This is a genomic window from Reyranella aquatilis (assembly GCF_020880995.1).
Lineage (GTDB): Bacteria > Pseudomonadota > Alphaproteobacteria > Reyranellales > Reyranellaceae > Reyranella > Reyranella aquatilis.
In genome coordinates this window covers 1-24,160 of the sequence record NZ_JAJISD010000016.1, presented here as the reverse complement: position 1 = coordinate 24,160, position 24,160 = coordinate 1, and the positions used below count along the sequence as shown (strand labels likewise).

The 24,160-nt window shown below is 68.1% G+C and carries 26 protein-coding genes; 19 read left to right on the top strand and 7 right to left on the bottom strand.

The genetic code is table 11. The annotated features are described in order from the left end of the window. Positions 1 to 31: 31 nt before the first annotated feature. From LJ725_RS26725 to LJ725_RS26710, 4 genes are all read left to right on the top strand, one after another. Positions 32 to 715: a DNA-3-methyladenine glycosylase family protein gene (locus LJ725_RS26725; protein ID WP_230554011.1), complete on the top strand. Its 684-nt coding sequence runs from the start codon at positions 32 to 34 to the stop codon at positions 713 to 715. Further along, positions 712 to 1,386, top strand: coding sequence for an alpha/beta hydrolase (locus LJ725_RS26720; protein WP_230554010.1), 675 nt, complete (start codon positions 712 to 714; stop codon positions 1,384 to 1,386). The genes LJ725_RS26725 and LJ725_RS26720 overlap by 4 nt, the downstream gene beginning before the upstream one ends. Beyond that, positions 1,383 to 2,615, top strand: a complete 1,233-nt coding sequence (locus LJ725_RS26715; RefSeq protein ID WP_230554009.1) for a serine hydrolase domain-containing protein — start codon at positions 1,383 to 1,385, stop codon at positions 2,613 to 2,615. The genes LJ725_RS26720 and LJ725_RS26715 overlap by 4 nt, the downstream gene beginning before the upstream one ends. Positions 2,616 to 2,766: 151 nt before the next feature. Then, a complete protein-coding gene (locus LJ725_RS26710) occupies positions 2,767 to 4,071 on the top strand; it encodes an MFS transporter (protein WP_230554008.1) in 1,305 nt (434 codons plus the stop codon). Here the strand turns inward: LJ725_RS26710 and LJ725_RS26705 are convergent. After that, a complete protein-coding gene (locus LJ725_RS26705; protein WP_230554007.1) occupies positions 4,045 to 4,656 on the bottom strand; it encodes a GNAT family N-acetyltransferase in 612 nt (203 codons plus the stop codon). The genes LJ725_RS26710 and LJ725_RS26705 overlap by 27 nt on opposite strands. Positions 4,657 to 4,788: 132 nt before the next feature. Here LJ725_RS26705 and LJ725_RS26700 point away from each other — a divergent pair, with 132 nt between their 5' ends. The 5 genes from LJ725_RS26700 to LJ725_RS26680 all read left to right on the top strand — a co-directional run bounded on the left by LJ725_RS26700 (position 4,789) and on the right by LJ725_RS26680 (position 8,732). After that, complete coding sequence (locus LJ725_RS26700) at positions 4,789 to 6,222, top strand: carotenoid oxygenase family protein (protein WP_230554006.1); 1,434 nt, start codon at positions 4,789 to 4,791, stop codon at positions 6,220 to 6,222. A gap of 1 nt (position 6,223) precedes the next feature. Beyond that, positions 6,224 to 6,889, top strand: a complete 666-nt coding sequence (locus LJ725_RS26695; RefSeq protein WP_230554005.1) for a glutathione S-transferase family protein — start codon at positions 6,224 to 6,226, stop codon at positions 6,887 to 6,889. Positions 6,890 to 6,971: 82 nt separating this feature from the next. Next, on the top strand, positions 6,972 to 7,973 hold the full coding sequence (locus tag LJ725_RS26690) for an NAD(P)H-dependent flavin oxidoreductase (protein ID WP_230554004.1): 1,002 nt from the start codon (positions 6,972 to 6,974) through the stop codon (positions 7,971 to 7,973). A gap of 11 nt (positions 7,974 to 7,984) precedes the next feature. Beyond that, a complete protein-coding gene (locus tag LJ725_RS26685) occupies positions 7,985 to 8,251 on the top strand; it encodes a hypothetical protein (RefSeq protein ID WP_230554003.1) in 267 nt (88 codons plus the stop codon). A 190-nt stretch (positions 8,252 to 8,441) separates the two neighbouring features. Next, entirely contained in the window at positions 8,442 to 8,732 is a 291-nt protein-coding gene (locus LJ725_RS26680; RefSeq protein ID WP_230554002.1) for a hypothetical protein, read from the top strand. A gap of 25 nt (positions 8,733 to 8,757) precedes the next feature. Here the strand turns inward: LJ725_RS26680 and LJ725_RS26675 are convergent, their stop codons facing one another. Further along, complete coding sequence (locus LJ725_RS26675) at positions 8,758 to 9,459, bottom strand: VIT1/CCC1 transporter family protein (RefSeq protein WP_230554001.1); 702 nt, start codon at positions 9,457 to 9,459, stop codon at positions 8,758 to 8,760. A 200-nt stretch (positions 9,460 to 9,659) separates the two neighbouring features. Beyond that, positions 9,660 to 10,880: an NADH:flavin oxidoreductase/NADH oxidase family protein gene (locus tag LJ725_RS26670; protein WP_230554000.1), complete on the bottom strand. Its 1,221-nt coding sequence runs from the start codon at positions 10,878 to 10,880 to the stop codon at positions 9,660 to 9,662. A 101-nt stretch (positions 10,881 to 10,981) separates the two neighbouring features. Here LJ725_RS26670 and LJ725_RS26665 point away from each other — a divergent pair, with 101 nt between their 5' ends. The 3 genes from LJ725_RS26665 to LJ725_RS26655 are packed head-to-tail and all read left to right on the top strand — an operon-like array spanning position 10,982 to position 12,650. Further along, positions 10,982 to 11,563, top strand: coding sequence for a YqaA family protein (locus LJ725_RS26665; protein ID WP_230553999.1), 582 nt, complete (start codon positions 10,982 to 10,984; stop codon positions 11,561 to 11,563). Between the two features lie 9 nt (positions 11,564 to 11,572). Then, entirely contained in the window at positions 11,573 to 12,079 is a 507-nt protein-coding gene (locus tag LJ725_RS26660; RefSeq protein ID WP_230553998.1) for a disulfide bond formation protein B, read from the top strand. A 7-nt stretch (positions 12,080 to 12,086) separates the two neighbouring features. Continuing rightward, a complete protein-coding gene (locus LJ725_RS26655) occupies positions 12,087 to 12,650 on the top strand; it encodes a demethoxyubiquinone hydroxylase family protein (RefSeq protein ID WP_230553997.1) in 564 nt (187 codons plus the stop codon). 22 nt (positions 12,651 to 12,672) lie between these two features. On the opposite strand, the gene LJ725_RS26650 is transcribed toward LJ725_RS26655, so the two are convergent. Together LJ725_RS26650 and LJ725_RS26645 are read right to left on the bottom strand one after the other, a co-directional pair. Continuing rightward, complete coding sequence (locus LJ725_RS26650; RefSeq protein ID WP_408015776.1) at positions 12,673 to 13,164, bottom strand: HNH endonuclease; 492 nt, start codon at positions 13,162 to 13,164, stop codon at positions 12,673 to 12,675. A gap of 191 nt (positions 13,165 to 13,355) precedes the next feature. Continuing rightward, positions 13,356 to 14,582: an MFS transporter gene (locus LJ725_RS26645; RefSeq protein WP_230553995.1), complete on the bottom strand. Its 1,227-nt coding sequence runs from the start codon at positions 14,580 to 14,582 to the stop codon at positions 13,356 to 13,358. Between the two features lie 115 nt (positions 14,583 to 14,697). On the opposite strand from LJ725_RS26645, the gene LJ725_RS26640 reads away from it, so the two are divergent. Beyond that, positions 14,698 to 15,429, top strand: a complete 732-nt coding sequence (locus LJ725_RS26640) for a hypothetical protein (protein WP_230553994.1) — start codon at positions 14,698 to 14,700, stop codon at positions 15,427 to 15,429. A gap of 49 nt (positions 15,430 to 15,478) precedes the next feature. On the opposite strand, the gene LJ725_RS26635 is transcribed toward LJ725_RS26640, so the two are convergent. Then, complete coding sequence (locus LJ725_RS26635) at positions 15,479 to 16,951, bottom strand: hypothetical protein (protein WP_230553993.1); 1,473 nt, start codon at positions 16,949 to 16,951, stop codon at positions 15,479 to 15,481. A gap of 201 nt (positions 16,952 to 17,152) precedes the next feature. On the opposite strand from LJ725_RS26635, the gene selD reads away from it, so the two are divergent. Genes selD through LJ725_RS26620 form a run of 3 tightly spaced genes read left to right on the top strand, consistent with a single transcriptional unit; the run spans position 17,153 to position 20,027 of the window. Further along, on the top strand, positions 17,153 to 19,378 hold the full coding sequence (gene selD / locus LJ725_RS26630) for a selenide, water dikinase SelD (RefSeq protein ID WP_230553992.1): 2,226 nt from the start codon (positions 17,153 to 17,155) through the stop codon (positions 19,376 to 19,378). Positions 19,379 to 19,438: 60 nt separating this feature from the next. After that, positions 19,439 to 19,576, top strand: a complete 138-nt coding sequence (locus LJ725_RS26625; protein ID WP_230553991.1) for a hypothetical protein — start codon at positions 19,439 to 19,441, stop codon at positions 19,574 to 19,576. Between the two features lie 55 nt (positions 19,577 to 19,631). Then, positions 19,632 to 20,027 (top strand): OsmC family protein, encoded by a 396-nt coding sequence (locus LJ725_RS26620; protein WP_230553990.1) that lies wholly within the window; start codon positions 19,632 to 19,634, stop codon positions 20,025 to 20,027. A 45-nt stretch (positions 20,028 to 20,072) separates the two neighbouring features. Here LJ725_RS26620 and LJ725_RS26615 read toward each other — a convergent pair whose 3' ends face one another. Beyond that, complete coding sequence (locus LJ725_RS26615) at positions 20,073 to 20,789, bottom strand: ribonuclease activity regulator RraA (protein ID WP_230553989.1); 717 nt, start codon at positions 20,787 to 20,789, stop codon at positions 20,073 to 20,075. A gap of 65 nt (positions 20,790 to 20,854) precedes the next feature. Between LJ725_RS26615 and LJ725_RS26610 the strand changes: the two genes are divergently transcribed. The 3 genes from LJ725_RS26610 to LJ725_RS26600 all read left to right on the top strand — a co-directional run bounded on the left by LJ725_RS26610 (position 20,855) and on the right by LJ725_RS26600 (position 23,823). Further along, the gene (locus LJ725_RS26610) at positions 20,855 to 22,096 is read left to right on the top strand and encodes a CinA family nicotinamide mononucleotide deamidase-related protein (protein ID WP_230553988.1); all 1,242 of its coding nucleotides are present in this window, start codon (positions 20,855 to 20,857) and stop codon (positions 22,094 to 22,096) included. Positions 22,097 to 22,181: 85 nt separating this feature from the next. Then, entirely contained in the window at positions 22,182 to 23,003 is an 822-nt protein-coding gene (locus tag LJ725_RS26605) for an alpha/beta fold hydrolase (RefSeq protein ID WP_230553987.1), read from the top strand. A gap of 13 nt (positions 23,004 to 23,016) precedes the next feature. Then, entirely contained in the window at positions 23,017 to 23,823 is an 807-nt protein-coding gene (locus LJ725_RS26600; protein ID WP_230553986.1) for an enoyl-CoA hydratase/isomerase family protein, read from the top strand. The last annotated feature ends 337 nt before the right edge of the window (positions 23,824 to 24,160 follow it).

Genomic DNA, 24,160 nt, shown 5'->3' with positions numbered 1-24,160 from the left:
CCCCCTCGCCGCGTGCTATGGCGGGAGCAACATGGCCAAAACGGCATCCAAGACCACGCGCACCCCGGCGCCCGGCGTTGTCCTCGACAAGAAGACCCTGAAGAAGGCGCTGGCCGAACTGGCGGCCGCCGATCCCGACATCGCGCGAGCGCTGGCCGAGGCAGGGCACCCCGAGCTGCGCGATATGCCGACGGGCTTCGGCGGGCTGATGCGCTCGATCGTGGGCCAGCAGGTTTCGGTCCATGCCGCCCGCAGTATCTGGCTGCGGCTGGAAGCAGCCGTGCCGTCGATGGAGCCGGCGGACTTCCTGGCGATGAGCGACGAGCAGCTGCGCGCCGTCGGCCTCTCCGGTGCCAAGATGAAGTACGGCCGCAGCCTTGCCACCGACATCGTCGAGGGCCGCATCGCCTTCGACCGGCTGCACGAACTCGACGACACGGCGGCCATTGCCATGCTGACGCAGGCCAAGGGCATCGGCCCGTGGACCGCCGAGATCTACCTGATGTTCGCGCACGGCCGCCCCGACATCATGCCGGGCCTCGATCTTGGCCTGGTCGTGGCGGCGCAGCATCTCAAGAAGCTGCGCACCCGCCCCGACGCAAAGCGGCTTCTCAAAATCGCCGAGGCGTGGCGGCCGTGGCGCAGCGCGGCCGCGCTCGTGCTCTGGCACTATCGCCGCAACATGCCGGACTGGTCGGCGAAGGAGAAGAAATGACCGCGAAGAAGCTCGACGGCCCCAGCCACGGCCCGCAGGCCGGTGGCAAGCCCTGCCATCTCGTGATCCTGCTGCACGGCTACGGCGCCGACGGCAACGACCTGATCGGCCTCGCGCCCGTGCTGGCGCCGCTGATGCCCGACGTGGTGTTCCATTCCCCCAACGCGCCCTATCCCTGCGAGGGCAATCCGATGGGCTTCCAGTGGTTCGGCATCTCGCGCCTCGACCCCGCGGTGGCGGCGGCGGGCGTGCGCTCGGCCGCACCCTTCGTCGACCGGTTCCTCGACGAGACGATGGCGCAGTACGGGCTCGACGAATCCAAGACCGTGCTGATCGGCTTCAGCCAGGGCACGATGATGGCGCTGCATGTCGGCCTGCGCCGCGCCAAGCCGCTCGCGGGCATCGTCGGCTTCTCCGGCATGCTGGCCGGGCCCGAGACGCTCGAGGCCGAGATCAGGTCGAAGCCGCCGGTGCTGCTGGTCCATGGCGACAGCGACGAGATGCTGCCGGCCGTCCTGACCCAGCGCGCGGCGCAGACACTCAACGAGAACGGCGTGCAGGTCGGCGTCCACATCGCCCCAGGCGTCGGCCACGGGATCGACCAGACCGGCCTGTCGCATTGCGCCCGCTTCGTGCTCGAAGCCTTCAAGCTTCAGGTGCCGAAGCCATGAGCGAGGGAGCGATCGGCGGCAGCTGCCGTCCGGGTTTCGAGCGCGTCGCCGAAGCCTTCGAGAGGAACCTGAAGGAAAAGGGCGAGATCGGCGCCTCGGTCTGCCTGACGCTGGGCGGCGAGACGGTGATCGACCTGTGGGGCGGCGTCGCCGATCCCAAGACGAAGGCCCCGTGGACCCGCGACACGGTGAGCATCGTTTTCTCCTGCACCAAGGGCGCCACGGCATTGTGCGCGCATGTGCTGGCGAGCCGCGGCCAGCTCGACCTCGACACGCCGGTCGCCGAGCTTTGGCCCGAGTTCGCGCAACACGGCAAGGAGCGCGTGACCACGCGCATGATGCTCGACCATTCCTCGGCCGTGCCCGCCGTGCGTGCGCCGGTGAAGGACGACGGGCCCTATGACTGGGCCTACATGACGGACCGGCTGGCGGCCGAAGTCCCCTTCTGGGAGCCCGGCACGCGCAACGGCTATCACGGCTTCACCTTCGGCTGGACGGTGGGCGAGATGGTGCGCCGCGCCTCGGGCAAATCGCTGGGCACGTTCTTCCGCGAGGAGATCGCGGGGCCGCTGGGACTCGACTTCTGGATCGGCCTTCCCGAAGCGATCGAGCCGCGCGTCGCGCCGATCGTGCCGCATGTCTACAAGGCGGCCGATGCGGTGACGCCCTTCATGCGCGATCTCGCGACCAACAAGCAATCGGTGGCCGCCCTCTTCTACTTCAACAACGGCGCCTGGCGCTCCGGCGGCGCCAACAGCCGCGCGGGCCACGCCGCCGAGATCGGTGCGGCCAACGGCATTACCAACGCACGCGGCCTGGCCGGCATGTATGCGCCGCTGGCAAACGGCGGCGGTGACCTGGTCGATGCGACGACTCTTTTGCGTATGGGCGAAGTGTCGATGGCGACGCACGACGACGCCACACTGCGCATCCCGACGCGCTTTGCGCTGGGCTTCATGAAGTCGATGGACAATCGCAGGCGCAGCCTCGCCGCCAAGCTGTGGGGTGAGGATTGCGACAGCGTGATCATGAGCAGCGCAGCGTTCGGCCATGTCGGTGCCGGCGGCTCGCTGGGCTTCGCCGATCCGGCCGCGGGCCTGTCCTTCGGCTACACGATGAACCGCATGGGCCCCGGCCTGCTGATGAACGAGCGCGGCCAGTCGCTGGTCGACGCGGCCTATCTGTCGCTCGGGTATCGCAACAAGGACGGCGGCGTGTGGGTGAAGTGACAGTTGGGATTGCAAAACAGAGCCTCACCCAGAGGAGCGGCCGCAGGCTGCGTCTCGAAGGGTGGGAACCCGCACCGCGTCCGTTGCCCATCCTTCGAGACGGCGCGTCGCGCCTCCTCAGGATGAGGATAGTGGGGAATCGTCACCCGGCATGATCCCCGTCTTCCGCCCGCTAAAGGATCCCGCCGTCGCCACGATCTGGTCGGGCCTCGCCGCCTCGACCATCGGCGAGGACCTGTTCCGCGTGGCCGTCGTCTGGATCGCGGCCGAGCAGATCGGCAATGCCGCCGGCTACGTGAATGCCACGCAGTACGGCGCCATGCTGGTGGTCGGCCTGCTGGGCGCTTCCGCCTTCGACCGCTGGCGCGCCGACCGCGCCATGATGGGCGCCAAGTATGCGAGCGCGGTGCTGGCGATCCTGCCGGTGCTCGGCTTCTACGTGTTCGGGATCTCCATTCCGCTTCTCATCGTGTCGGTCATGGGCCTCGCGGCGATGCGCATGGTCTTCACGCCAGCGCTGCAGTCGGCGGTGCCCGTGCTGGTGACCAACCGCGACGCCATGCAGGCGATCAACGGCCTGTTCGACGCGACCTGGCGGCTCGCCCGCCTGATCGGGCCGATGATGGCCGCTGTGCTGAACACACTGCTGCCGGTGATCCACTTCCTGTCGATCACCGCGCTGGGCTTCGTGCTGTCGGGGCTGGCGGTCTGGGCGGTGCGCGACCGGCTGTACGACCCCGCCCAGAAGCCGAGGCCGGGCCGCGGCGGCTGGCGCGGCGCCTGGGATGCCCTGCTCGACGGCGCGCGGCTGATGCTGCGCGAGCCCCGCATGGGCGCCTTGCTGATGATCAATGCCTTCGCCAATGGGCCCTGGAGCGTGGCGCTGCAGCTCTGCATCGCGCTGATGGTCGTGGAGCACGACCCGCACCTGTTCGGCCTGCACGGGCTCGCGTCGCTCGGCATGATCGTAGGCGCCTGCGGCGTGGGCGACGTGGCCGGCAACCTGGTGGCCGGCAGCGTGCGCTTCCGCCGCCCGCTCTCAACCATGTTCCTGGGCTACGTCGCCATGGGCACGGGCTTCGCGCTGATCGCGCTGTCGGCCTGGGGCCTCGACAATCCCTACAAGCTGCCGGCGATGATGCTGTCCGGACTGGTCGCGGGCTTCGGCGGGCCGTTCTATTTCATCCCGATGATCACCCGCATGCAGACCGTGTTCCGCGGCGCCGAGATCGCCCGCGTGTTCCGGCTGCGGCTGGCCGTGATGGCGGGCTCAATGCTGCTGTTCAACCTCGCGGCCACGCCGATGTTCGACCTGATCGGTCCGACCCACACCGAGTTCTGGTTCGGACTGCTTCTGCTGGCGCTGGGCATCGGCGGCTGGCTCTATTTCTGGCGCGCCGAGAACCGCGAGGTCGCCGGCGCGGCCGCCTCAGCCCAGCAGCGGCACGTGCCGTGAGCAGTCGCGCGGCAGCACGCCCCTAAGGCGCGGGTCGGGAAACACTTCGACCTGGAAGGCGTAGGGCACGAAGCCCGACCGCCGGTAGAAGTCGAGCGCCGCGGGATGATCGAGCGTGCAGGTATGCACCCAGAAGCGGCTGATCGGCCGCGACCACGCCCGCGCGATCGCCTCGTTCATCAGGCTCCGCCCGACGCCCGTTCCCACCATGTCCGGCGTGACCCCGAAGAACGCGAGTTCGCATTCGCCGGCCTGGCTGAAATCCAGTTCGAGGATTCCGGCATCCCGCCCGTCCTTGCGCAGGGCAAAGAACTCCACCTGCGGATTGTCGAGGATCGCCTGCAGCTTCGCATCCGCCATCACCAGCCGCGAGAACCACAGCCAGTCCGTCCCCACCGCGCGATAGAGCGCGCGATAGGCCGCGACCGTGCGCTCCAGCGGCTCCAGCGCGACACCCGCCGGAAACGGCTGCGCCGGTCGCTCCGGCGGACGGGCCGACATCTCGAGGCTCGTCACGACCGTGGCGACATGGCCGGGCGGAACGGCGGAATAACCTGAAGGCAGAACGGGTTTGATCGAAGTCATGTTGGCACCTGACTAACCGATGTCGACCGTCCTGAGGAGAGAATTGGAATTCTTCGATTCCGCCCTTGCGGGAAACGCCGTGTATCGATAACCTCGGATAGATACACGGCGTTACCCAGAAGGAGACTTCCCGTGGCCAAGCCATTTCCGACCGACAATCCGTTCCTCAAGGGCTACTTCGCGCCGGTCAACACCGAGGCGGATGCGGGGCATCTCCAGATCACCGGCGAGATGCCGAAGGAACTCTGCGGCACGCTCTACCGCAACGGTCCGAACCCGCAGTTCGCGCCGCGCGGGCCGTATCACTGGTTCGGCGGCGACGGCATGATCCACGCCTTCCACGTCGAGAACGGCAACGTCTCCTACAAGAACCGCTGGGTGCGTACCCCTAAGTGGATGATCGAGAACGCGGAAGGCGAAGGCCTCTCCGGCACGTTCGGCAATCCTCGCTACACCGACCCGCGCGTCTTCGCACTGAACTCGACCATCGCCAATACCAACATCGTCTGGCACGGCGGCAAGCTGCTGGCGCTGGAGGAGGCGCATGCGCCCTTCTCGCTCGATCCGAAGAGCCTGATGCCGGTCGGCCCGAAGGACGGCGGCTACGAGACCTTCGGCGACAAGCTGATCGGTCCGTTCACCGCCCATCCGAAGTTCGATCCCGAGACCGGCGAGATGGTGTTCTTCGGCTACTCAGCCACGGGGCGCTTCACCAAGGAAGTGAGCATCCAGACCGTGACGGAGGACGGCACCGTTACGCGCGCGGAGATGCTCGAAGGTCCCTATCCGTCGATGATCCATGACTTCGCGGTGACGAAGAACTGGATCGTCGTGCCCATCTTCCCGCTCACCTCGTCGATGGAGCGCGCCATGGGCGGCCTGCCGCCCTTCGCCTGGGAGCCGGACAAGGGCACGCACATCGCCTTCATCCCGCGCAAGGGCACCGTCGCCGACGTGAAGTGGGTCACGGCGCCGCCGTCCTATGTCTTCCATCCGATGAACCATTTCGAGACGGACGACGGCAGGATCGTGATCGACGTCATGAAGTACGACGTGGCGCCGCTGTTCCCGCTGCCCGACGGCTCGCCCTCGACCAAGGAGCCGCCGGCCGCCCGCCTGTTCCGCTGGACCTTCGACCTGTCGGGCCAGTCCAACACCTTCCGCGAGGAACAGCTTGACGACCGCGCCGGCGAGTTCCCGCGCTTCGACGAGCGCTTCTGCATGAGCGACTACCGCCACGGCTGGATCGTGTCGGGCAACATCACCCATGCCGGCGTGCGCCGAGGCGAAGGCATCACTCATTACGACTTGAAGAAGGGCACCAACGCCACCTGGAAGGCAGGCGAGGACGACCGGTTCGGCGAGCCGGTGTTCGTGCCCCGTCACGACAAGGCGGAGGAAGGCGACGGCTGGGTGCTGGCGACGATCTTCCGCGCCGCCGAGGGCCGCAGCGACCTCGGCGTTTTCGAGGCGACCGACATCGCCAAGGGGCCGGTGGCGCTTGCCCATCTCAGCAGCCGGGTGCCGGCGGGCTTCCATGGCAACTGGCGTCCCGGTACGCTGTAGGATGATCACCGTCCATCACCTGAACAACTCCCGCTCGCAGCGCATCCTCTGGATGCTCGAGGAGCTCGGCGTCCCCTACGAGGTGAAGCGCTACCAGCGCCAGCCCTCGATGCAGGCCCCCGACGAACTGCGCAAAGTCCATCCGCTGGGCAAGTCGCCGGTCATCACCGACGGCGACAAGGTGCTGGCCGAATCGGGGGCCATCCTCGAATACCTGTCGGAGACCTACGGCGGCGGGAAATTCACCCCGGCGGCCGGCACGCCCGAGCGGCTGCAGTACACCTACTTCATGCACTACGCGGAGGGCTCGCTGATGCCGCTCCTGTTCATGAAGCTGGTGTTCGACCGCATCCCTTCCCGCGTGCCGTTCTTCATGCGGCCGGTGGCGCGGGCCATCTCGGGCGGCGCAAACAAGAGCCTGCTGGCGCCGCAGCTCGGCAACCACTTCATGTTCATCGAGGGCGAGCTGTCGCGCCGCGAATGGTTCGCCGGCCCGGACTTCACCGCCGCCGACATCCAGATGAGCTTCCCGCTGGAGGCCGCCGGCTCGCGCGCGCCCGCGATCAAGGGCATGCCCCGGATCAAGGCCTTCCTCGAGCGCATCCATGCCCGGCCCGCCTACAAGCGCGCCCTGGACAAGGGCGGCGCCTACGACTTTGCCAACTAGCGACAAGCGCTTGGGACTGGGGCCGGCATCGTGCTAGGCCCTGTGCCGACACCAAGAACGTACGAATCCAAGGAGTGAAACGATGGCCCTTCCCGCCCTGCTGCGCGACAACCTCTCGATCCCCGTGGTGGGCGCGCCGCTGTTCATCGTCTCCAACCCCGACCTCGTCATCGAGCAGTGCAAGGCCGGCGTCGTCGGCTCCTTCCCGGCGCTGAACGCGCGGCCGAAGGAGATGCTCGAGGAGTGGCTGAAGCGCATCACCGGAGAGCTGGCGGAGTACAAGGCCAAGCACCCCGAGAAGAAAGTCGCGCCCTTCGCGGTCAACCAGATCGTGCACTCGTCGAACGACCGCCTGCAGCACGACATCGACATGTGCGAGAAGTACAAGGTGCCGATCCAGATCACGTCGCTGCGCGCACCCGACGAGGTGGTCGCCTCGGCGCATCGCTACGGCTGCCTGGTGTTCCATGACGTGACCAACGTGGCGCATGCCAAGCGGGCGCTGAAGGCCGGCGTCGACGGCCTGATCCTGGTCTGCGCCGGCGCCGGTGGCCATGCCGGCCGTCTCTCGCCATTCGCCCTGGTGCCGGAAGTGCGCCAGTTCTACGACGGCACGATCCTGCTGTCGGGCTCGATCTCCAACGGCGCCTCGGTGCTGGCGGCCCAGGCCATGGGCGCCGACCTCGCCTATCTCGGCACGCGCTTCACCGCGAGCAAGGAAGGCAACGCCACCGACGCCAACAAGCAGTGCATCATCGATTCGACCGGCGAGGAGATCGTCTACACGAACCTCTTCACCGGCGTGCACGGCAACTACATGAAGCGCTCCATCGCCGCCGCCGGCCTCGATCCCGATGCGCTGCCGGAAGCCGACAAGAGCAAGATGAACTTCGGCTCCGGCGGCAACATGAAGGTCAAGGCGTGGCGCGACATCTGGGGCGCCGGCCAGGGTGTCGGCCAGATCCACGACGCGCCGCCAGCCGCCGAGATCGTGGCCCGCCTCAAGGCCGAGTACGACGCCGCGCGCGCCGCCCTCTTCGCCGGCGAGACGGTGCCGACGAGCCTGAAGCAGGCCGCCGAGTAACCGGCGATCCGATGCCGCGGCTCGCCCTCCTGGCGCTGCTTCTCCTGCCCGGCACGGCTGCGGCGCAGAGCGGCGTCGAGGGGCGGCTGAATGAACTGCAACGGTCGACGGCGGCGCTGTCGGCCCAGATCGAGCAACTCAAGGTCCAGAACCAGCAGCTCCAGCAACGGATGGAGAAGATGCAGGCGGGATTCGAGCAGCGCATCGAGAGGCTGGAAAAGCGTCCCGCACCCACCCGGCCCGTCCCGCGCACCGGCACCGGGGCGGCCAAGCCGTAACGACACGATGCCAGTTTCCGCTTGCCGGTCCCCGGCCGACGGGCTTATTCGGGGCCATCGCCGGCCGTGACGAACGAGCGCCGGCGACCGAGAGACGGCGACATCCATCCCGAGTGTTCCGCTCCCGCTCACCTTCGTGACAGCGCAGCATGACGGCCGCCTCCGAGTCCCTTTTCCTTCCCTGCTAGCCGTGGCTCCCGATCCAAAGGCCAAGCAGGCCGCCCTGTTCCGTTATGTCGAGTTATTCCTCGACGAGGTGGAAAGTCGCGGGCGCGACGTCGATTCCAAGGAGTGCGAATGGCTGGCCGAGATGCTGGTGCGTCTCGCCGCCGGCCACACGGACTGCGACCACGCCATGCGCCAGCTCGAGATGCTGCTGGCGACCGACATCCCGCTGGGCCGCCCCCCGCGCGATCCGAGCCTGCCGACGATCGCCGAGTATCGCGAACTCGTCCGGCAGCTGCGCGACAGGTCGACGTAGCCAGGCCGGCCCTCGCCGAGGCCGCTCAGACGACCGTGCCGAACACGCGGCCGATGCCGGCGGTGAGCGCCATGGCCAGCGCTCCCCAGAAGGTGACGCGAACCGTGGCGCGCCAGATGTCGGCACCACCTGCACGCGCGCCGATCGCACCCAGCAGCGCGAGGAAGAGCAGCGAGGCGGCGCTGACCGCAGCCACCAGCCACGCCGCGGGAGCAACGACGACCATGAGCAGAGGCAAGGCGGCGCCCAGCGAGAAGGTCGCGGCCGAGGTCAGGGCGGCCTGGAGAGGACGCGCCGCGGTCGCGTCGGAAATCCCCAGTTCGTCGCGGGCATGTGCCGCCAGGGCGCCCCTGGTCATCAGCTGCTCCGCCACCTGTCGCGCCAGTGCGGGTTCGACGCCGCGAGCGACATAGATCTCGGCCAGTTCGTCGAGTTCGAAGGCGGGATTGGCCGCCAGTTCGGCGCCCTCGCGCGCGAGGTCGGCGCGTTCGGTATCGGCCTGGGAACTCACGGAGACATACTCGCCCGCCGCCATCGACATGGCGCCGGCCACCAGTCCCGCGACACCCGCGATCATCACGTCGCCCGGGGATGCGGCGGCGGCCGCCACCCCTACGATCAGGCTCGCCGTCGACACGATACCGTCGTTGGCGCCCAGCACGGCGGCGCGCAGCCAGCCTATCCGCTGGACCAGATGGTTTTCCCGGTGCAGTCGCAGTCTGGTCATGTTCGGTTCCGCCGATCCTTCAGGGACGCTTCGTCAATATAGCCGAGTCCCTCCACATGCCTGGGAGGAGCGAGTCGAGCAGGATGATACTCCTTCGGCGGACCAGCCGTCGGACCTGCAGGAGCGTTGAAGCTCCGCCTTCCCCAATCAGCCCCCGGCCCGACATGGAGAACCGGTCGGGCCTCCGGCATCACCGGGGGTCACGAACGCCCTTCGAGCGCCGCCGCGGTGCTTTCCTCGTTGGCGAGATAGCCGCGAATGGCCGCCTCGCCGTCCAGCGCCCGATCGGGCTCGCGGCCGTCGCCGTGGGCAATCAGTTGCAGGCAGAACCAGCCGAGGCCCGCCTTCGCCGGCACGATGCGCTCCTCGTAGGCTTCGGCGCGATCCGTCTCGCCATGCAACAGGCGGTTGGGCAGATCGGTGTCGACGCACATCGGCCGGCCGAGCCCGATCACGTCGCACGCGCCCTCTTCCAGCGCCGCTTCCATCGCGGCGCGCGTGCGGAAGCCGCCGGTCAGCATGATGGGCACGGTCGCGACCTTCCGGACCGACCGCGCATAGTCGAGGAAGTAGGCCTCGCGGCGAACGGTGCTTTCCTTGGCGCCGCTGCCCATCATCGCGGGCTTCTCGTAGTTGCCGCCGGAAATCTCGATGAGGTCGACCGAGGCTTCGCCCAGCCACGTCACGACCCGAAGGCATTCCTCGTTCGAGAAGCCGCCCTGCTGGAAATCCGACGAATTGAGCTTCACCGAAATGCAGAAGCGGGGTGAGGTCGCCGCCCGCACGGCGCGCACGACCTCGAGGAGCAGGGACGCGCGCGCGGCGATGTCGCCACCCCAGCGATCGTCGCGCCGGTTCACCAGCGGCGTCAGGAACTGGCTGAGCAGGTAGCCATGCGCGGCATGGACCTGCACGCCGGTGAAGCCCGTCTCGTGCGCCACCCGGGCGGCATGGGCGAAGCGGCGCGGCAGGTCGGCCACTTCCTCCGCCGTCATCGCGCGCGGATGGGCGAAGGCGCTCTCGGGCAGCGCCAGCGGCACTGCCGAGGGTGCCACCGGCTGCTCGCAGACACGGCGCGGCGTCTGGCGGCCGGGATGGTTGATCTGCATCCAGAGCTGCGTGCCGTTGGCCGTGCCGGCGCGCGCATAGGCCCGCAGCGCCTCGAGCCCGTCATTGCCGTCGATCACCACGTTGCCCGGCCGTTCGAGGTAGCGACGGTCGACCTGCACGTTGCCCGTGACGACGAGCCCGGCGCCACCTGCGGCCCAGCGTCCATAGAGCCTCACATGCCGTTCGGTGGCACGGTTCATGGGATCGGCCAGCCCCTCGGTCAGCGGCGCCTTGCCGATGCGGTTCTTCAGCACGACGCCGTTTGGCAGGGTGAGCGGCTGGGCGAGATGGAGCTGGTTCAGGGCTGACATGCGGGCCAGTGTGCCAAAGCGGAGCGGTCCCTGCGAGCACACCGTTTCGGCAGCACAAAGCCCGCTCGCCTCGCCCCGGTCGCCGGGCTAGAACGCAGCCCATGATCCGCCGCCTGTACGACTGGGTGATCCGCCTCGCCCAACACAAGAACGCCATCCCCGCGATGGGCGTGGTCTCCTTCATGGAGAGCTCGTTCTTCCCGATTCCGCCCGACGTGATGCTGGTGCCGATGGTGCTGGCCAACCGGGAGAAGGCGTTCAGAATCGCGCTCGTGTGCACGATCTGCTCGGTGGCGGGCGGACTGTTCGGCTACGCGATCGGCTACTACTTCTTCGAGACGCTGGGCGCCTGGGTGGTGAAGACCTACGGGCTGCAGGCGGGCCTCGCGGCTTTCCGCGCCGGGTTCACCGAGTACGGGACCTGGTTCATCCTGATCAAGGGCCTGACGCCGATCCCCTACAAGCTCGTGACGATTGCTTCAGGCGCCGCGCATTTCGACCTGTTCACGTTCGTGTGGGCGTCCATCTTGACGCGTGGTCTCCGCTTCTTCCTCGTGGCAGCCTTGCTGTGGAAGTTCGGCGAGCCGATCCGGGCCTTCATCGAGAAGCGCCTGACACTGCTCACCTGGCTCTTCCTGTTCGCCCTGATCGGCGGATTCGTCGTCGTCCGGTACCTCTTCTAGGATCGCTCCATGGCTGCCGCGCAGCGCCTACCTCTCCCCAGCCAGCTCGGCCTCGTCGCCCTGCTCGGCAGCGGCATCATGCTGGGAGGTGCGCTCTTCTTCCAGTACGTGATGGGTTTCGCTCCCTGCGAGATGTGCCACTGGCAGCGCTGGCCGCACATCGCCGCGATGATCGCGGGCCTCGCGGCCTTCGCCTCGTCGAGCCGCCCGCGCCTCGCCACCACGTTCCTGGTGATCGCCATCGCGGCCATCGCCATCACTTCGGCGATCGGACTGTTCCACGCCGGCGTCGAGTACCGCTGGTGGCAGGGGCCGCAATCCTGCACCGGCACGGTGCCCACCGGCCTCTCGCCCGAAGAGTTGAAGAAGTACCTGTTCGGCGCGAAGATGGTTCGCTGCGACGCCGTCGTGTGGTCGCTGCTGGGTATCTCGATGGCCGGCTGGAACGCGATCCTTTCCGCCATCCTGGCCGTCGGCCTCGCTTCGGGCCTGTCGCGCACGGCAAGCTCACGCTGAGGGTGCCATGAAGACCGCTCACCACCGCAATCCCGGCGACCCAGACGCCCGCGAAGTGATCGAACGAACCATCCGCGTCGATCAGGCCGGCGAGTTCGGCGCCGTGCGCATCTACGAGGGCCAGCTGGCCGCGCTGCGCTGGACCGGCCGCTCGAACAGCGAGACCGGCCGCCGCATCCAGCACATGGCCTCGCAGGAACGCAACCACAACAAGGTGTTCGACCGGCTGCTGGTCGAGCGCCGCGTGCGGCCCACCCTGCTGTCGCCGCTGTGGAGCGTGGCGGGGTTCGCGCTGGGCGCCGCCACGGCGCTGATGGGCGACAAGGCCGCCATGGCCTGCACCGTCGCCGTCGAGGAGACGATCGAGGAGCACTACGCCGAGCAGGCCGCCGCCCTTGGCGACGACGAGAAGGACCTGCGCGCGACCGTCGAGAAGTTCCGCGACGAGGAGATCGAACACCGCGACGAAGCCCTCGCCGCCGGCGCCGAACAGGCGGTCGGCTACGAAGCGCTTTCGGCGGTGATCAAGACCGGCTCCCGCCTGGCAATCTGGCTGTCGACGCGGATCTGAATCATCGGAGCGCGCCGATGCTTCAGTTCTGGTCGAGCTCGCTGTCCCAGTAAAGGAAGTCGCGCCAGCTCTCGTGGAGGTAGCCCGGCGGAAAGGCGCGGCCGTGTTCCTGCAGGAGCTGCGTCGAGGGTTCGACCGGGGCGCAGCGCAGGGCGAGGCCGCTCTCCTTCAGGAGCATGTTGCCCTTCAGCAGGTTGCAGGGGCTGCAGGCGGTCACGACGTTCTGCCAGCTCGTGCGACCGCCGCGCGACTTGGGAATCACGTGGTCGAAAGTGAGTTCGTTGGTCGCGAAGTCGCCGTTGCAGTACTGGCAGGTGAAGCGGTCGCGCAGGAAGACGTTGAACCGCGTGAAGGCGGGACGGCGCGCCGCCGGCACGTATTCCTTGAGCGCGATGACGCTGGGCAGCCGCATCTCGAACGTCGGGCTGTGGATCTTGCGGTCGTACTGGGAGACCACGCAGACCCGATCGAGGAACACGGCCTTGACCGCATCCTGCCAGGACCAGACGGACAAAGGAAAATACGACAGTGGCCGAAAATCGGCGTTGAGCACCAGCGCTTGGCAGGACTCAAGGCCCGGGGTCACGGCTAGGTCCGCCGCCTCGGAGTGGGACTACTCGGTAAGTCGATGCGGTCCAACATGCCGGCCATAGTGGCCGGACTCGGGACGAAACACAATATGCGGGAGCAATCGTCACCGACATGTCATGCGGCAGGAGGTCGGCGGCTGAGCCGCTCCCGCGCCCCGGCCTCGGCGCCCAGGGTCGCCGCCGCCGTCGCCAGCGCCAGCACCGACAGCACCATGACCGCCGCATAGCCGCCGGTGAGATCGTGCAGCACGCCGCCGATCCAGGCGCCCAGGAAGCCGCCCAGCCCCATGCCGATGGCGATCAGCCCGTAGATGCGGCCGAAATGCGCGCCGCGATAGCGCAGGGTGGCGAGCGTCGAGATCATCGGCCCGCGCGACCCCATGCTGCCGCCGAATAGAAGCACGAAGGTCCAGAGCCAGAAATCGTCGTCCGGCCCGCGCACCATCGCCAGCGCCCCGACGCCGGCGATCGAGCAGGCATAGGCCAGGATCGCCGCCAGCCGCCGTCCGCCGCGATCGGCCAGCCACGAGAAGCCGATCATGCCGAGCGGCGTCAGGAAACCCGCGACCGCCATCGCCCGCGCGGCATAGGGACCGTCCATGCCGCGCTCGAGCAGATAGACCACGCTCTGCGGAACCAGCGAGAAGATGCCGATCGAGGTCAATGCAAAGGACGAGGTCAGCGCCCAGAAGGGCCAGTCGCGCAACGCCTCGCTCACCGTGACGCCCGGCGCCGCGGTCTCGCGCAGCTTCGCGAGGCCCGGCGCGCCACGCTCGATCTTCTTCCACGGCAGCACCAGCAGCAACGGGATGAACAACGCGGTCAAGGCGGCGAACACGAGATAGGCATGACGCCAGCCCTCGGTGTCGATCAGATATTGCGCCGCCGGAAAGGTCGCCATCGCACCGACGCCCGAGGCCGACCACGACACCGCGAGCGGCACGCCCAGCCGATGGGCCGGAAACCAGCGGCCGATCAGCGACGACGACAGGATGCCCGACAGCGAGGCCGCGCCGAACCCCATCATCACGCCCAGCGAAAGATAGAGATGCCAGAGCTGGCTCGCCTGCGAGGCGAGGGCCGTACTGCCGGCGGCGGCGATCACGCCGAACACGGTCAGCGCGCGCAGGCCGAAGCGGTCGAGGATCCAGCCGGTGATCGGCGCCGCGGTACCGCCGACCAGCAGCGCGAAACTGTAGATCAGCGTGACCGGGCCGCGATTGGCGTCGAAGTCGTGCTGCAGCGCAGGCACGAAGACGACGAACGTGTCGCTGACCGAGCGGCTGGCGATGCCGAGCGCAAAACACAGCGCCACCAGCGCCCACGGCAAAGCCGAACCCATCGATTTACCCTCGACGAGCGCGCGCGGCGATGCAAGCCGATTGCGGGCCCGGCAGGCTTGCATTCTCCGCATGCGCACGCCAGTTTTTGCCGCTGCCAACGCAAGCGAGGACAGAGTGGACGATCAAGTCATCATCCGGACCGGCTTCAACGGCCCGCGCCTCTCGGGCAACGGCGGCTATGTCGGCGGCGTGCTGGCCGCGCACTACAACAAGGCGTACGGCACGGGCGACGATGCGGTCGAGATCACCCTGCGCGCGCCGATTCCCATCGAGACGCCGATGAACCTCGTGCGCGAGGACGCGGCATTGATGATGCGCGACGGCGACACGCTGATCTGCGAGGCTCGTGCCGGCTCTGTCGATCACCTGCAGCCCCCGAAGCCGCCCGCCGACTGGAACGAGGTGATGCAGCAGGACGCGGTCGGCGGCTGTGGCGAGGGCAGCGATTTCCAGTGGTGCCTGGTGTGCGGTCGCGGCCGGGGCGTGGGCGATGGCTTGCGCGTATTCGGCAGCGCCCAGGGCCAGGGTGGCACTTCCCTCTCCTGCTACGTGCCTCACGCCAACCATGCCGATGCCGACGGCCGCATCCGGCCGGAGTTCCTGTGGGGCACGCTCGATTGCCCCGGCGCCTGGGCCGCGCAGGACCCGGACGACTGGCGCCCCGCCCTCACCGGCCGCATGACCGCGAAGGTGCTCGACCGCCCCAGGGTCGGCGAACGCTGCGCCGTCGTCGGTTGGCGAATCGGCGCCGAGGGCCGCAAGCTCTATTCGGGCACGGCGCTCTACACCGAGTCCGGCCGCCTCTGCGCGCTGGGCCACTGCATCTGGATCGTGCTGAAGGAGTAGCGCGACGACGGGAGGTCGATGACGACCCGCCGGAGCGTTCGCGGGGCTGTCAGCGCTCGCGCACGAAGATCACCGCAGCCTCGTCGGCATAGGCCTGGCGCCAGCCCGGCAGTCGGGCCAGCAGGCGGTTGGCCGGCTGGTCGGGCGGCATGAAGGTCCAGTCGATGCGATTGCGCTCGAGCAGCTGCTCCAGCGATTCGCTGCCGCGCAGGCCGATCGTGTCGGCGTAGCGGCGGATGAAATCGCGGCCGAAGAGTTCGCCGCGGCCGTCGATGAAGGTCGGCACGCCGGCATGGATGAGATAGCCGCCGAAATTGTAGTGGTTGAGCACGCGACCGCCGATGCCCGCCTGCTTCACATAGGCCATCGCGGTCGAGGGCATGGTCGAGAGCGGTGGCACGATGCCGCCATAGCGCACCAGCCCGAGCGCAATCGTGGCGCATGCGGCGATGCCGACCGCAACGGCCGCCAATCCAGCCGGCTTGGCGAGTGCCGCCGCCTGGTCGGCGAGCGACGCACCGAGACCCGCGGCGGGATCGGGCCGCAGCCCCGGCCATTGCCGCGCCAGCAGCGGGGCGATCGCCAGGGGCGCGAGCATCGCCAGAAGCTCGGCGTTGCGCGCGTAACTGAGATAGAGGTGCAGCAGGCCCAGCACGATCAGCAGGCGCAGCAGCGGCAGTTTCAACCCGCGCGACAGGGCGGCGTAGAGCGCGATCAACAGAACCAGCTCGGCCAGCGGCTGCTTCTGGAAGTCCGGCGACTTCCATTCCGAGATGAAGGCCAGCGCATCGCCCATGCCGAAGATGCGCAGGGTGACGAGGATCGGTTCGGGCCCGTAGGGCGTGATGCAGGCGACGAGGAAGGCGGCCGCGCCGAACTTCGCCCAGCCGAGGAACAACGCCTTGCGCTCGTCGGCATTACGCGCGCCCAGCAGGGCCTCGATTGCGAAGGCGCCGCCCAGCAGCAGGCCGAGCGTGAAGCCGCCATGGAGATTGGCCCACAGCAGCATGGCGACCAGCAGCAATGGCGCGGGGGCGCGGCGCTCCTCGACGGCGCGCACCAGGCCCGCCATCCAGATCAGCATGAAGGCGAATGCGAGGACATGCGGCCGCGCGAGGAAGTGCGGCAGGGTCATCGCGATGGCGGCCAGCGCGAACAGGCCGGCCGGCAACGGGCGCAGGTCGCGCAGCAGCAGCCGCAGCATCAGCGCGAAGGACGCTGCGAGCGCGGTCGCGGCCAGCACGGTGACGCCACCCCAGCCGCCCAGCTTGAAGGCCATCGCCATCAGCAGTTGCGACAGCCACTCCTTGGCGATCCACGGCTGGCCGGCAAAGGTGAACGAAAATGGATCGACCGTCGGCACCGTGCCGTGCGCCAGCATCCAGTTGCCGACGGCAATGTGCCAGTGGCTGTCGGGATCGGCCAGCAGCGGCAGGCCGCTGCCGTTGGCGAGGCAGATGAAGAGCAGCAGACCCAGCACCAGCGGCCAGGACAGCGACCAGGCCGAACGCGGTTGCGCCACGAGCGAAGCGGCGTCCCCGGAGAGATCAGGGGCTACCGAGAGACCGGACGTGACGGCGATGGGGCGCGCTCCGAAAGAAGGGGAACAAATTCCCCTAATCAATTGATATACATTATTCTTTTGAGACACGCTACTAATTGATCTCAAACTCTCCCGCAGCGCGAAGAGAGCCGGCCAAGGGAATGGGATATAGAGAGCAGGATGCAAGCTGCGCCCCTCCTGAAAGACCTCGTGCTCGTGGGCGGCGGGCATTCGCATGTCCATGTGGTCAGAAGCTTCGGCATGAAGCCGATGCCCGGCGTGCGGCTGACACTGATCGGGCGGGACATCGAGACGCCCTACTCCGGCATGATCCCCGGCTTCGTGGCCGGCACCTACACGTTCGACGAATGTCACATCGACCTGGCGCGGCTCTGCGCCTGGAACGGCGCGCGGCTGATCCATGCCGAGGCGGTGGGACTCGACCGGCTCAACCGGCAGGTGCTGCTGAAGGATCGCCCGCCGGTCTCCTACGATCTCGTCTCGCTCGATGTCGGCTCCTCGCCCAGCATGGCGGCAATTGCGGGCGCCGCCGAGCATGCGACGCCGGTGAAGCCGATCGCCGAATTGGGGCGGCGCTGGCTGGGCTTCCTCGAACGGGTCAAGGACTGGCAGGGCGCGCTCGACATCGCCGTGATCGGCGGCGGCGCGGGCGGCGTCGAACTGGCGCTCGCCATCGACCATCGCCTGCGCCAGGTCGCGCGCGGCGCCCAGGTGTCGGTGACGCTGGCCACCAAGGGCGAGATCCTGTCAGGCCAGGCGGTCGCGGCGCGGCAGCGCATGCGCGCGATCTTCGGGCGGCGCGGCGTGCGCCTGATCGAGCATACCGCCACCACGCGCATCGACGCCGACGCCGTCCATCTCGAGAACGGCGAGCGGCTGCGGGCCGACGACGCCTTCGTGGTGACGCAGGCCAGCGCCGCCGCGTGGTTCGCCGAGACCGGTCTTTCGCTCGACGAGCGTGGCTTCTTCGCCGTCGAGCCGACGCTGGCGTCGAGCGGCGACCCGTCGGTGTTCGCGGCCGGCGACTGCGCCAGCGTGACCGCGCATCCGCGGCCCAAGGCCGGCGTCTTCGCCGTGCGCCACGGCCCGCCGCTCGCCGAAAACCTGCGGCTCGCGCTGCTGGGCCAGCCACCCCGGCCCTTCACGCCGCAACGCCGCTACCTGTCGATCCTCGGCACCGGCGACGGCAATGCCGTGGCCACGCGCGGCGGCTTCGCGATCGAGGGCGCGTGGGTCTGGCGCTGGAAGGACCATATCGACCGCAAGTGGATGCGCATGTACCGCGAGCCGCCCGCCGCGCCGATGGACAGGCGCGCGCGTACCGCGCCGCCCGATCCGGCGCTGGCCGATGCGGACGCGAGGCGCCTGCTGGCCGACATCGGCATGCGCTGCGGCGGCTGCGGCGCCAAGGTGGGCGCGGGCGTGCTCGACCGCGTGCTGGCGCGCCTCGGCCCTTCGCCGGGATCCAGCGTGGCCATCGGCCTCGACGCACCCGACGATGCGGCGATGATCGAAGTGCCGCCGGGACAGGCACTGGTCCAGTCGGTCGATTTCTTCCGCACCTTCATCGACGATCCCTTCGTCTTCGGCGAGGTCGCGGCCGTGCATGCGCTGGGCGACGTGTGGGCGATGGGCGCCAGGCCGCACAGCGCGCTCGCGCTGGCGGTGGTGCCGGCCGCCGCCGAGCGGCTGATGGAGGAAGATCTCTTCCAGATGCTGGCGGGCGCGCGGCGCGTGCTCGACGGCGCGGGCTGCGCGTTGATCGGCGGCCATTCCGGCGAAGGGCCGGAAGCCGCGCTGGGCTTTTCGGTGAACGGCCTCGTCGTCGCATCGCGGGCGCTGCGCAAAGGCGGATTGCGTCCCGGGGACCGGCTTGTCCTCACGAAGAAGCTGGGCACGGGCGTGATCTTCGCGGCCGCGATGCGTGGCATGGCCAGGGCCGCGTGGATCGAGGCAGCGCTCGCGTCCATGCGTACGCCATCGGGCGCTGCCGCACAGACGCTGCTCGATGCGGGTGCCCATGCCTGTACCGACGTGACCGGCTTTGGACTGGCGGGTCACATTGCGGAGATGATCCGCGCGAGCGGCAACGTCGCGGTCGACATCGATCTCGATGCGTTGCCGGCACTGCCGGGCGCAACCGAGCTGTTCGCGCAGGGCTTCGCGAGTTCGCTGCAGCCGGAGAATCTGCGCGCCCGTCATCTCATCGACGGCATGGATCGGGCCGCCTCGCATTCCAAGCTGCCGCTGCTGTTCGATCCGCAAACCGCCGGTGGCCTGCTTGCGGCCTTGCCCGCCGACGCGCCGATCAGCGACGACATGACTCATGTCGGAACAGTGCGCGCACGCGAAGAAAACGAGACAAACATGCGAATCGCGCGCTAGATGCAATGTTGTGCGAGGTTCGGCATCTGCGATCTCGCGATTTGCACAGGGAGAAATGGAATGGCTGCGAAGAAGAAAGCTGCGAAGAAGAGCGTCAAGAAGGCGGCGAAGAAGGCCGTGACGAAGACGAAGACCGCGCCGAAGAAGGCCGTGAAGAAGGCGACGAAGAAGGCAGCGGCTCGCCGCAAGCGCCGCTAGACTGGTGCCGGAGCGTCCCCGAAGCGGGGGCGCTCCGACGCATCGGGAGGCTGCAATGGCGCACGCAAGGGCAAGCATCGGCACGACCAACTACGCGACCGCCATCTCGACCGGCCACGGCGGGCATCACAGGCTCACGGCCGACGAGGGCCCCGAACTGGGCGGCAAGGATGCCGGCCCCGCCCCCTACGATCTTCTCACGTCGGCGCTGGGCGCCTGCACCGTCATCACGCTCCGCATGTATGCCGAGCGCAAGCAGTGGCCGGTCACGGCCGTGCATGCCGACATCCATTTCAGCCGAGACGGCGACAGGCAGCGCATCGACCGCGTGCTGACGATCGAGGGCAACGTCGACGACGAACAGAAGAAGCGCATGGCCGACATCGCCGAGCGCACCCCGGTCACGCTCACGCTGAAGAACGGCCTCGAGATCCGGACGTCGCTGGCGTGACGACTCATGTTCCTCTCCCCCAACGGGGGCGAGGAGTATGAAAAGCTACTTCTTTCCCCGCGCCTTCCAGGCCTCGTAGTCGCGCTTGGCTTCCTCGCCTGCGACCGGGAACAGGCCCTTCAGCGAGCGGCCGCGCGCCACTTCGGCTTCGGCGAACTCCTCGTAGTGGTAGGCGTCGAGCGCTTCCTGGGCGACGGCTTCCACGATGTCGGGCGGGATGACGAGGACGGCATCGCGGTCGCCCACGATCACGTCGCCGGGATAGATGGCGACGCCGCCGCAGGCGATCGGCAGCTGGAGATCGACCGGACGGTGAGCGATCGGGCTGGGCGGCGAGGACGGGCGGCGGTGATAGGCCGGCAGCCCGGTCTTGTGGACGCCGTCGGTATCGCGGAAGCCGCCGTCGGTGACGATGCCGGCGGCGCCGCGCGCCTTCAGCCGACCGACATAGAGATCGCCCGCAGACGCCGCCCGCGAATCGCCCCGCGAATCGATCATCAGCACATGGCCCGGCGGGCACTCCTCCATCGCCTGCGGCTGGACCATGGACCGGCTGGTCGAGGTCGGCCCGTCCTTGTCCTCGCGCGACGGGATGAAGCGCATCGTGAAGGCCAGGCCCACCATGCGTGGCTGCTCGGGCCGCATCGGCCACACATCGTACAGTGTCATGCTGCGCAGGCCGCGCTTGTTCAGCACGCCGGTCAGGGTCGAGGTGCCGACTTTCGCCAGCGCTTCCTTCAGATCGGATGACAACATGGTCATGCTCTTCTCTCCCGCTCGCTTTTGATCTCTCGCTTTAGACGCGACGTTAGCCGATAATTCCGCCCATGCGCGTGGAAATCCTCTGTACCGGCGACGAGATCCTCACCGGCAAGACCGTCAACACCAACTACAGCCACATGGCACGCCGCCTCGTAGAGGTCGGACTGGGCGTCCATTGGGGCACCACCGTCGGCGACGACCGCGAGAGCCTGCTGAAGGCGTTTCATCAGGCCGGCGAGCGCGCCGACGCGGTGATCGTGAACGGCGGACTGGGGCCCACGGTCGACGATCTCTCGCAGGAAGTCGCGGCCCAGGCCTGCGGCGTCGAGCTGGTGCTGAGCGACTACTGGATGAAGCGCATGGAGGAATCCTATGCGCGCCGCGGGCGGGTCATGCCGCCCAACAACGTGAAGCAGGCGATGCTGCCGGCCAATGCCGAGTTCATCGACAATCCGATCGGCACCGCCTGCGGCTTTGCCGTCACGATCGGCAAGGCCCGCTTCTTCTTCACCCCCGGCGTGCCGCGCGAGATGCGCCGCATGCTCGACGAGCAGGTGATCCCGCGCCTGCTGGCGATGAGCGGCCTCGAGGGCGTGACGAAACTCAAGCGATTCCACACGTTCGGCATCGGCGAATCGCGCGCCGACCAGATGCTGGGCGACATCGAGGCCTTCAAGGAAGGCGGCGGCATCAAGCTCGGCTTCCAGGCACACTATCCGCAGCTCGAGACCAAGCTCGCGCTGCGCGCCGACGACGAAGCCTCGCTCGCCGCCCGGCTCGGCCCGGCCGAGGCCGAGGTGCGCAAGCGGCTGGGCAACTTCATCGTGGCCGAGGACGATCAGACGATCGAAGGCGTGATCCTGGGCAAGCTGCTGGAGGGCGGCTTCACGCTGGCCCTCGCCGAGACGGTGACGGGCGGCCATCTCGCCGCGCGGCTCGCGCCGCTGGCCGGCGCCGAGCGCGCCTTCCGCCGCGGCATCGTCGCGCGCGATCTGGCCGAACTCGGGGCCACGTCGGTCGCGCCCGACCAGGCGGCTTCGGTGGCGAAGGCCATCCGCGCCTCCAGCGGCGCCAGCCACGCGCTGGTCGTGCTGCTCGAACTCGACGAGGGTGCCGACCGGCCCGACATGGGCGGCACGATCTGCATCGGCCTCGCCGACCCAAACGGCGCGGTCACGCGCCAGGCCCGCCTGATCGGCGGCCGCGACTGGGTGCGCGTCGGCGCGACCGAACTCGGCCTCGACTGCCTGCGCCGCCACCTGCTCGGCCTGCCGGTCGACGAACGCATCGACTTCGAGCGGCGGTAGCTCCGCATAACGTCTACTCGCGCCGGCCTCACAGCTGGTGCATTCTCCCGCGTCGAGTAACTCATCGCCGCGAGAGGAGCGTTCCATGCCTTTCATCAAGACCCGCGACGGCACCGACATCTACTACAAGGACTGGGGCAAGGGCCCGGCCGTGACCTTCAGCCATGGCTGGCCGCTGACGGCCGATGCGTGGGAAGACCAGATGGTGTTCCTCGCGCAGAACGGCTTCCGCGTGATCGCCCATGACCGCCGCGGTCATGGCCGCTCGAGCCAGCCCTGGGACGGCAACGAGATGGACACCTATGCCGACGATCTGGCGGCGCTGTTCGAGGCGCTCGATCTGAAGGGTGCGGCGATGGTCGGTCATTCGACCGGCGGCGGCGAGGTGACGCGCTTCATCGGGCGGCATGGCACCAGGCGCGTGTCCAAGGCCGTGCTGGTCGGCGCCGTGCCGCCGCAGATGCTCAAGACCGCGGCCAATCCGGGCGGCCTGCCGATGGAGGTGTTCGACGGCATCCGCAAGGGTGTTACCGACGATCGCTCGCAGTTCTTCAAGGACCTGACGACGCCGTTCTACGGCGCCAATCGCGACGGCGCCAAGGTGAGCCAGGGCGTGCGCGACTTCTTCTGGATGCAGGGCATGATGGGCGGGCTGAAGCCCCTGCTCGACTGCATCAAGGCCTTCTCCGAGACCGACTTCACCGAGGACCTGAAGAAGTTCGACGTGCCGACGCTTATCATTCACGGCGACGACGACCAGATCGTGCCGATCGACGCTTCGGCCCGCGCTTCCGCCAAGCTGGTGAAGGGTTCCACGCTCAAGATCTATCCGAAGGGCAGCCACGGGCTCGCCACCATGAACAAGGACCAGCTCAACGCCGACCTGCTGGCCTTCCTGAAGGGATAAGGGAAAACAAGAGATGGCTGTCGTCGAAACCGAGAAGCACGGGCAGATCTTCGTCGTGCGCATGAACCGGCCAGACCGGTTGAACGCGCTCAATCACGAGATGCGGACCGAACTGTCGAAGGCCTGGAACGAGTTCCGCGCGTCCAGGGAACTCGAGGTCGCGATCTTCACCGGTGCCGGCCGCGGCTTCTGCGCCGGCGAGGACATGAAGGAATCGCTGAAGGACGGCGCGCCGGGCGGCCGCCGGCCTGAGATCGAAGACCCGTTCATGTCGGGCAAGCTCGAAAAGCCGGTGATCGCCGCGATCAACGGTTTCGCCATGGGCGGAGGCTTCATGCTGGTCGAGCGCACCGATCTGCGTGTCGCGGTTCGCGAAGCGGTGTTCGAGGTCTCAGAGGCCAAGCGCTGGCTGCTGGGCGGCTACAATCACGGCCACATCGCCAACCTGCCCTACCCCGTGGCGATGGAGATGGCGCTGGGCTTCCGCTTCACCGCGCAGCGCTTCTACGAGATCGGCTTCGTGAATCGCCTGGTCGATGCAGCCGAGCTGATGCCCACGGCGATGTCGATGGCCGAGCACCTGCTCACCCTGCCGCCGGCCAGCCGCGTGAACACCGTCCACATGATGCGCCAGATGCGCCCGGCCCCGAGCGCCGACCAGCAGCGCCTAGCCGACGCACTGCACGATCACGGCGCCAAGAGCGACCTGATGGAATCGCGCGCCGCCTTCGCCGAGAAGCGCAAGCCCAACTTCAAGGGCTGGAACGATCCCGAGGACCGCTACAGGCTGCCGACGCTCGAAAGCGTGAAGAAGAAATAGCTTCTTGAAGCGGCGAAGGCCGGTCCGAACGAAGGGGGCCGGCCTTTGTCATGTGTGGAGGGCCGGCACGTCGTCGCAAGCACAGCGAAGAACCTCACAAATCTATCGGAGAAATCCGTGGTGAGCGCGAGATCCTTCGCGGCGCTCTGGATGACCGGAACAGCAACCACCGGGACTAATCATCTAGAGTCTTTCCGTCTCAGGTTGACCCATCGACCTCATCCTGAGCGACCGTCGTGAGGGTCAAGCGTTTGCCCATGGCTTTTTGTCCCTGAGGATTGCGTTGAGGATGGTCACGAGCTTGCGCATGCAGGCGACGATGGCGACCTTTGCGGGC

Excerpts from the sequence above, each read along its gene's own strand:
- LJ725_RS26685 (WP_230554003.1), top strand. The coding sequence starts at position 7,985 with ATGCCGCGGCTCGCCCTCCTGGCGCTGCTTCTCCTGCCCGGCACGGCT.
- LJ725_RS26690 (WP_230554004.1), top strand. The coding sequence starts at position 6,972 with ATGGCCCTTCCCGCCCTGCTGCGCGACAACCTCTCGATCCCCGTGGTG.
- selD (WP_230553992.1), top strand. The coding sequence starts at position 17,153 with ATGCAAGCTGCGCCCCTCCTGAAAGACCTCGTGCTCGTGGGCGGCGGG.
- LJ725_RS26660 (WP_230553998.1), top strand. The coding sequence starts at position 11,573 with ATGGCTGCCGCGCAGCGCCTACCTCTCCCCAGCCAGCTCGGCCTCGTC.
- LJ725_RS26665 (WP_230553999.1), top strand. The coding sequence starts at position 10,982 with ATGATCCGCCGCCTGTACGACTGGGTGATCCGCCTCGCCCAACACAAG.
- LJ725_RS26705 (WP_230554007.1), bottom strand. The coding sequence starts at position 4,656 with ATGACTTCGATCAAACCCGTTCTGCCTTCAGGTTATTCCGCCGTTCCG.
- LJ725_RS26620 (WP_230553990.1), top strand. The coding sequence starts at position 19,632 with ATGGCGCACGCAAGGGCAAGCATCGGCACGACCAACTACGCGACCGCC.
- LJ725_RS26675 (WP_230554001.1), bottom strand. The coding sequence starts at position 9,459 with ATGACCAGACTGCGACTGCACCGGGAAAACCATCTGGTCCAGCGGATA.
- LJ725_RS26695 (WP_230554005.1), top strand. The coding sequence starts at position 6,224 with ATGATCACCGTCCATCACCTGAACAACTCCCGCTCGCAGCGCATCCTC.
- LJ725_RS26625 (WP_230553991.1), top strand. The coding sequence starts at position 19,439 with ATGGCTGCGAAGAAGAAAGCTGCGAAGAAGAGCGTCAAGAAGGCGGCG.
- LJ725_RS26615 (WP_230553989.1), bottom strand. The coding sequence starts at position 20,789 with ATGACCATGTTGTCATCCGATCTGAAGGAAGCGCTGGCGAAAGTCGGC.
- LJ725_RS26670 (WP_230554000.1), bottom strand. The coding sequence starts at position 10,880 with ATGTCAGCCCTGAACCAGCTCCATCTCGCCCAGCCGCTCACCCTGCCA.
- LJ725_RS26605 (WP_230553987.1), top strand. The coding sequence starts at position 22,182 with ATGCCTTTCATCAAGACCCGCGACGGCACCGACATCTACTACAAGGAC.
- LJ725_RS26725 (WP_230554011.1), top strand. The coding sequence starts at position 32 with ATGGCCAAAACGGCATCCAAGACCACGCGCACCCCGGCGCCCGGCGTT.
- LJ725_RS26645 (WP_230553995.1), bottom strand. The coding sequence starts at position 14,582 with ATGGGTTCGGCTTTGCCGTGGGCGCTGGTGGCGCTGTGTTTTGCGCTC.
- LJ725_RS26715 (WP_230554009.1), top strand. The coding sequence starts at position 1,383 with ATGAGCGAGGGAGCGATCGGCGGCAGCTGCCGTCCGGGTTTCGAGCGC.
- LJ725_RS26655 (WP_230553997.1), top strand. The coding sequence starts at position 12,087 with ATGAAGACCGCTCACCACCGCAATCCCGGCGACCCAGACGCCCGCGAA.
- LJ725_RS26720 (WP_230554010.1), top strand. The coding sequence starts at position 712 with ATGACCGCGAAGAAGCTCGACGGCCCCAGCCACGGCCCGCAGGCCGGT.
- LJ725_RS26710 (WP_230554008.1), top strand. The coding sequence starts at position 2,767 with ATGATCCCCGTCTTCCGCCCGCTAAAGGATCCCGCCGTCGCCACGATC.
- LJ725_RS26600 (WP_230553986.1), top strand. The coding sequence starts at position 23,017 with ATGGCTGTCGTCGAAACCGAGAAGCACGGGCAGATCTTCGTCGTGCGC.
- LJ725_RS26610 (WP_230553988.1), top strand. The coding sequence starts at position 20,855 with ATGCGCGTGGAAATCCTCTGTACCGGCGACGAGATCCTCACCGGCAAG.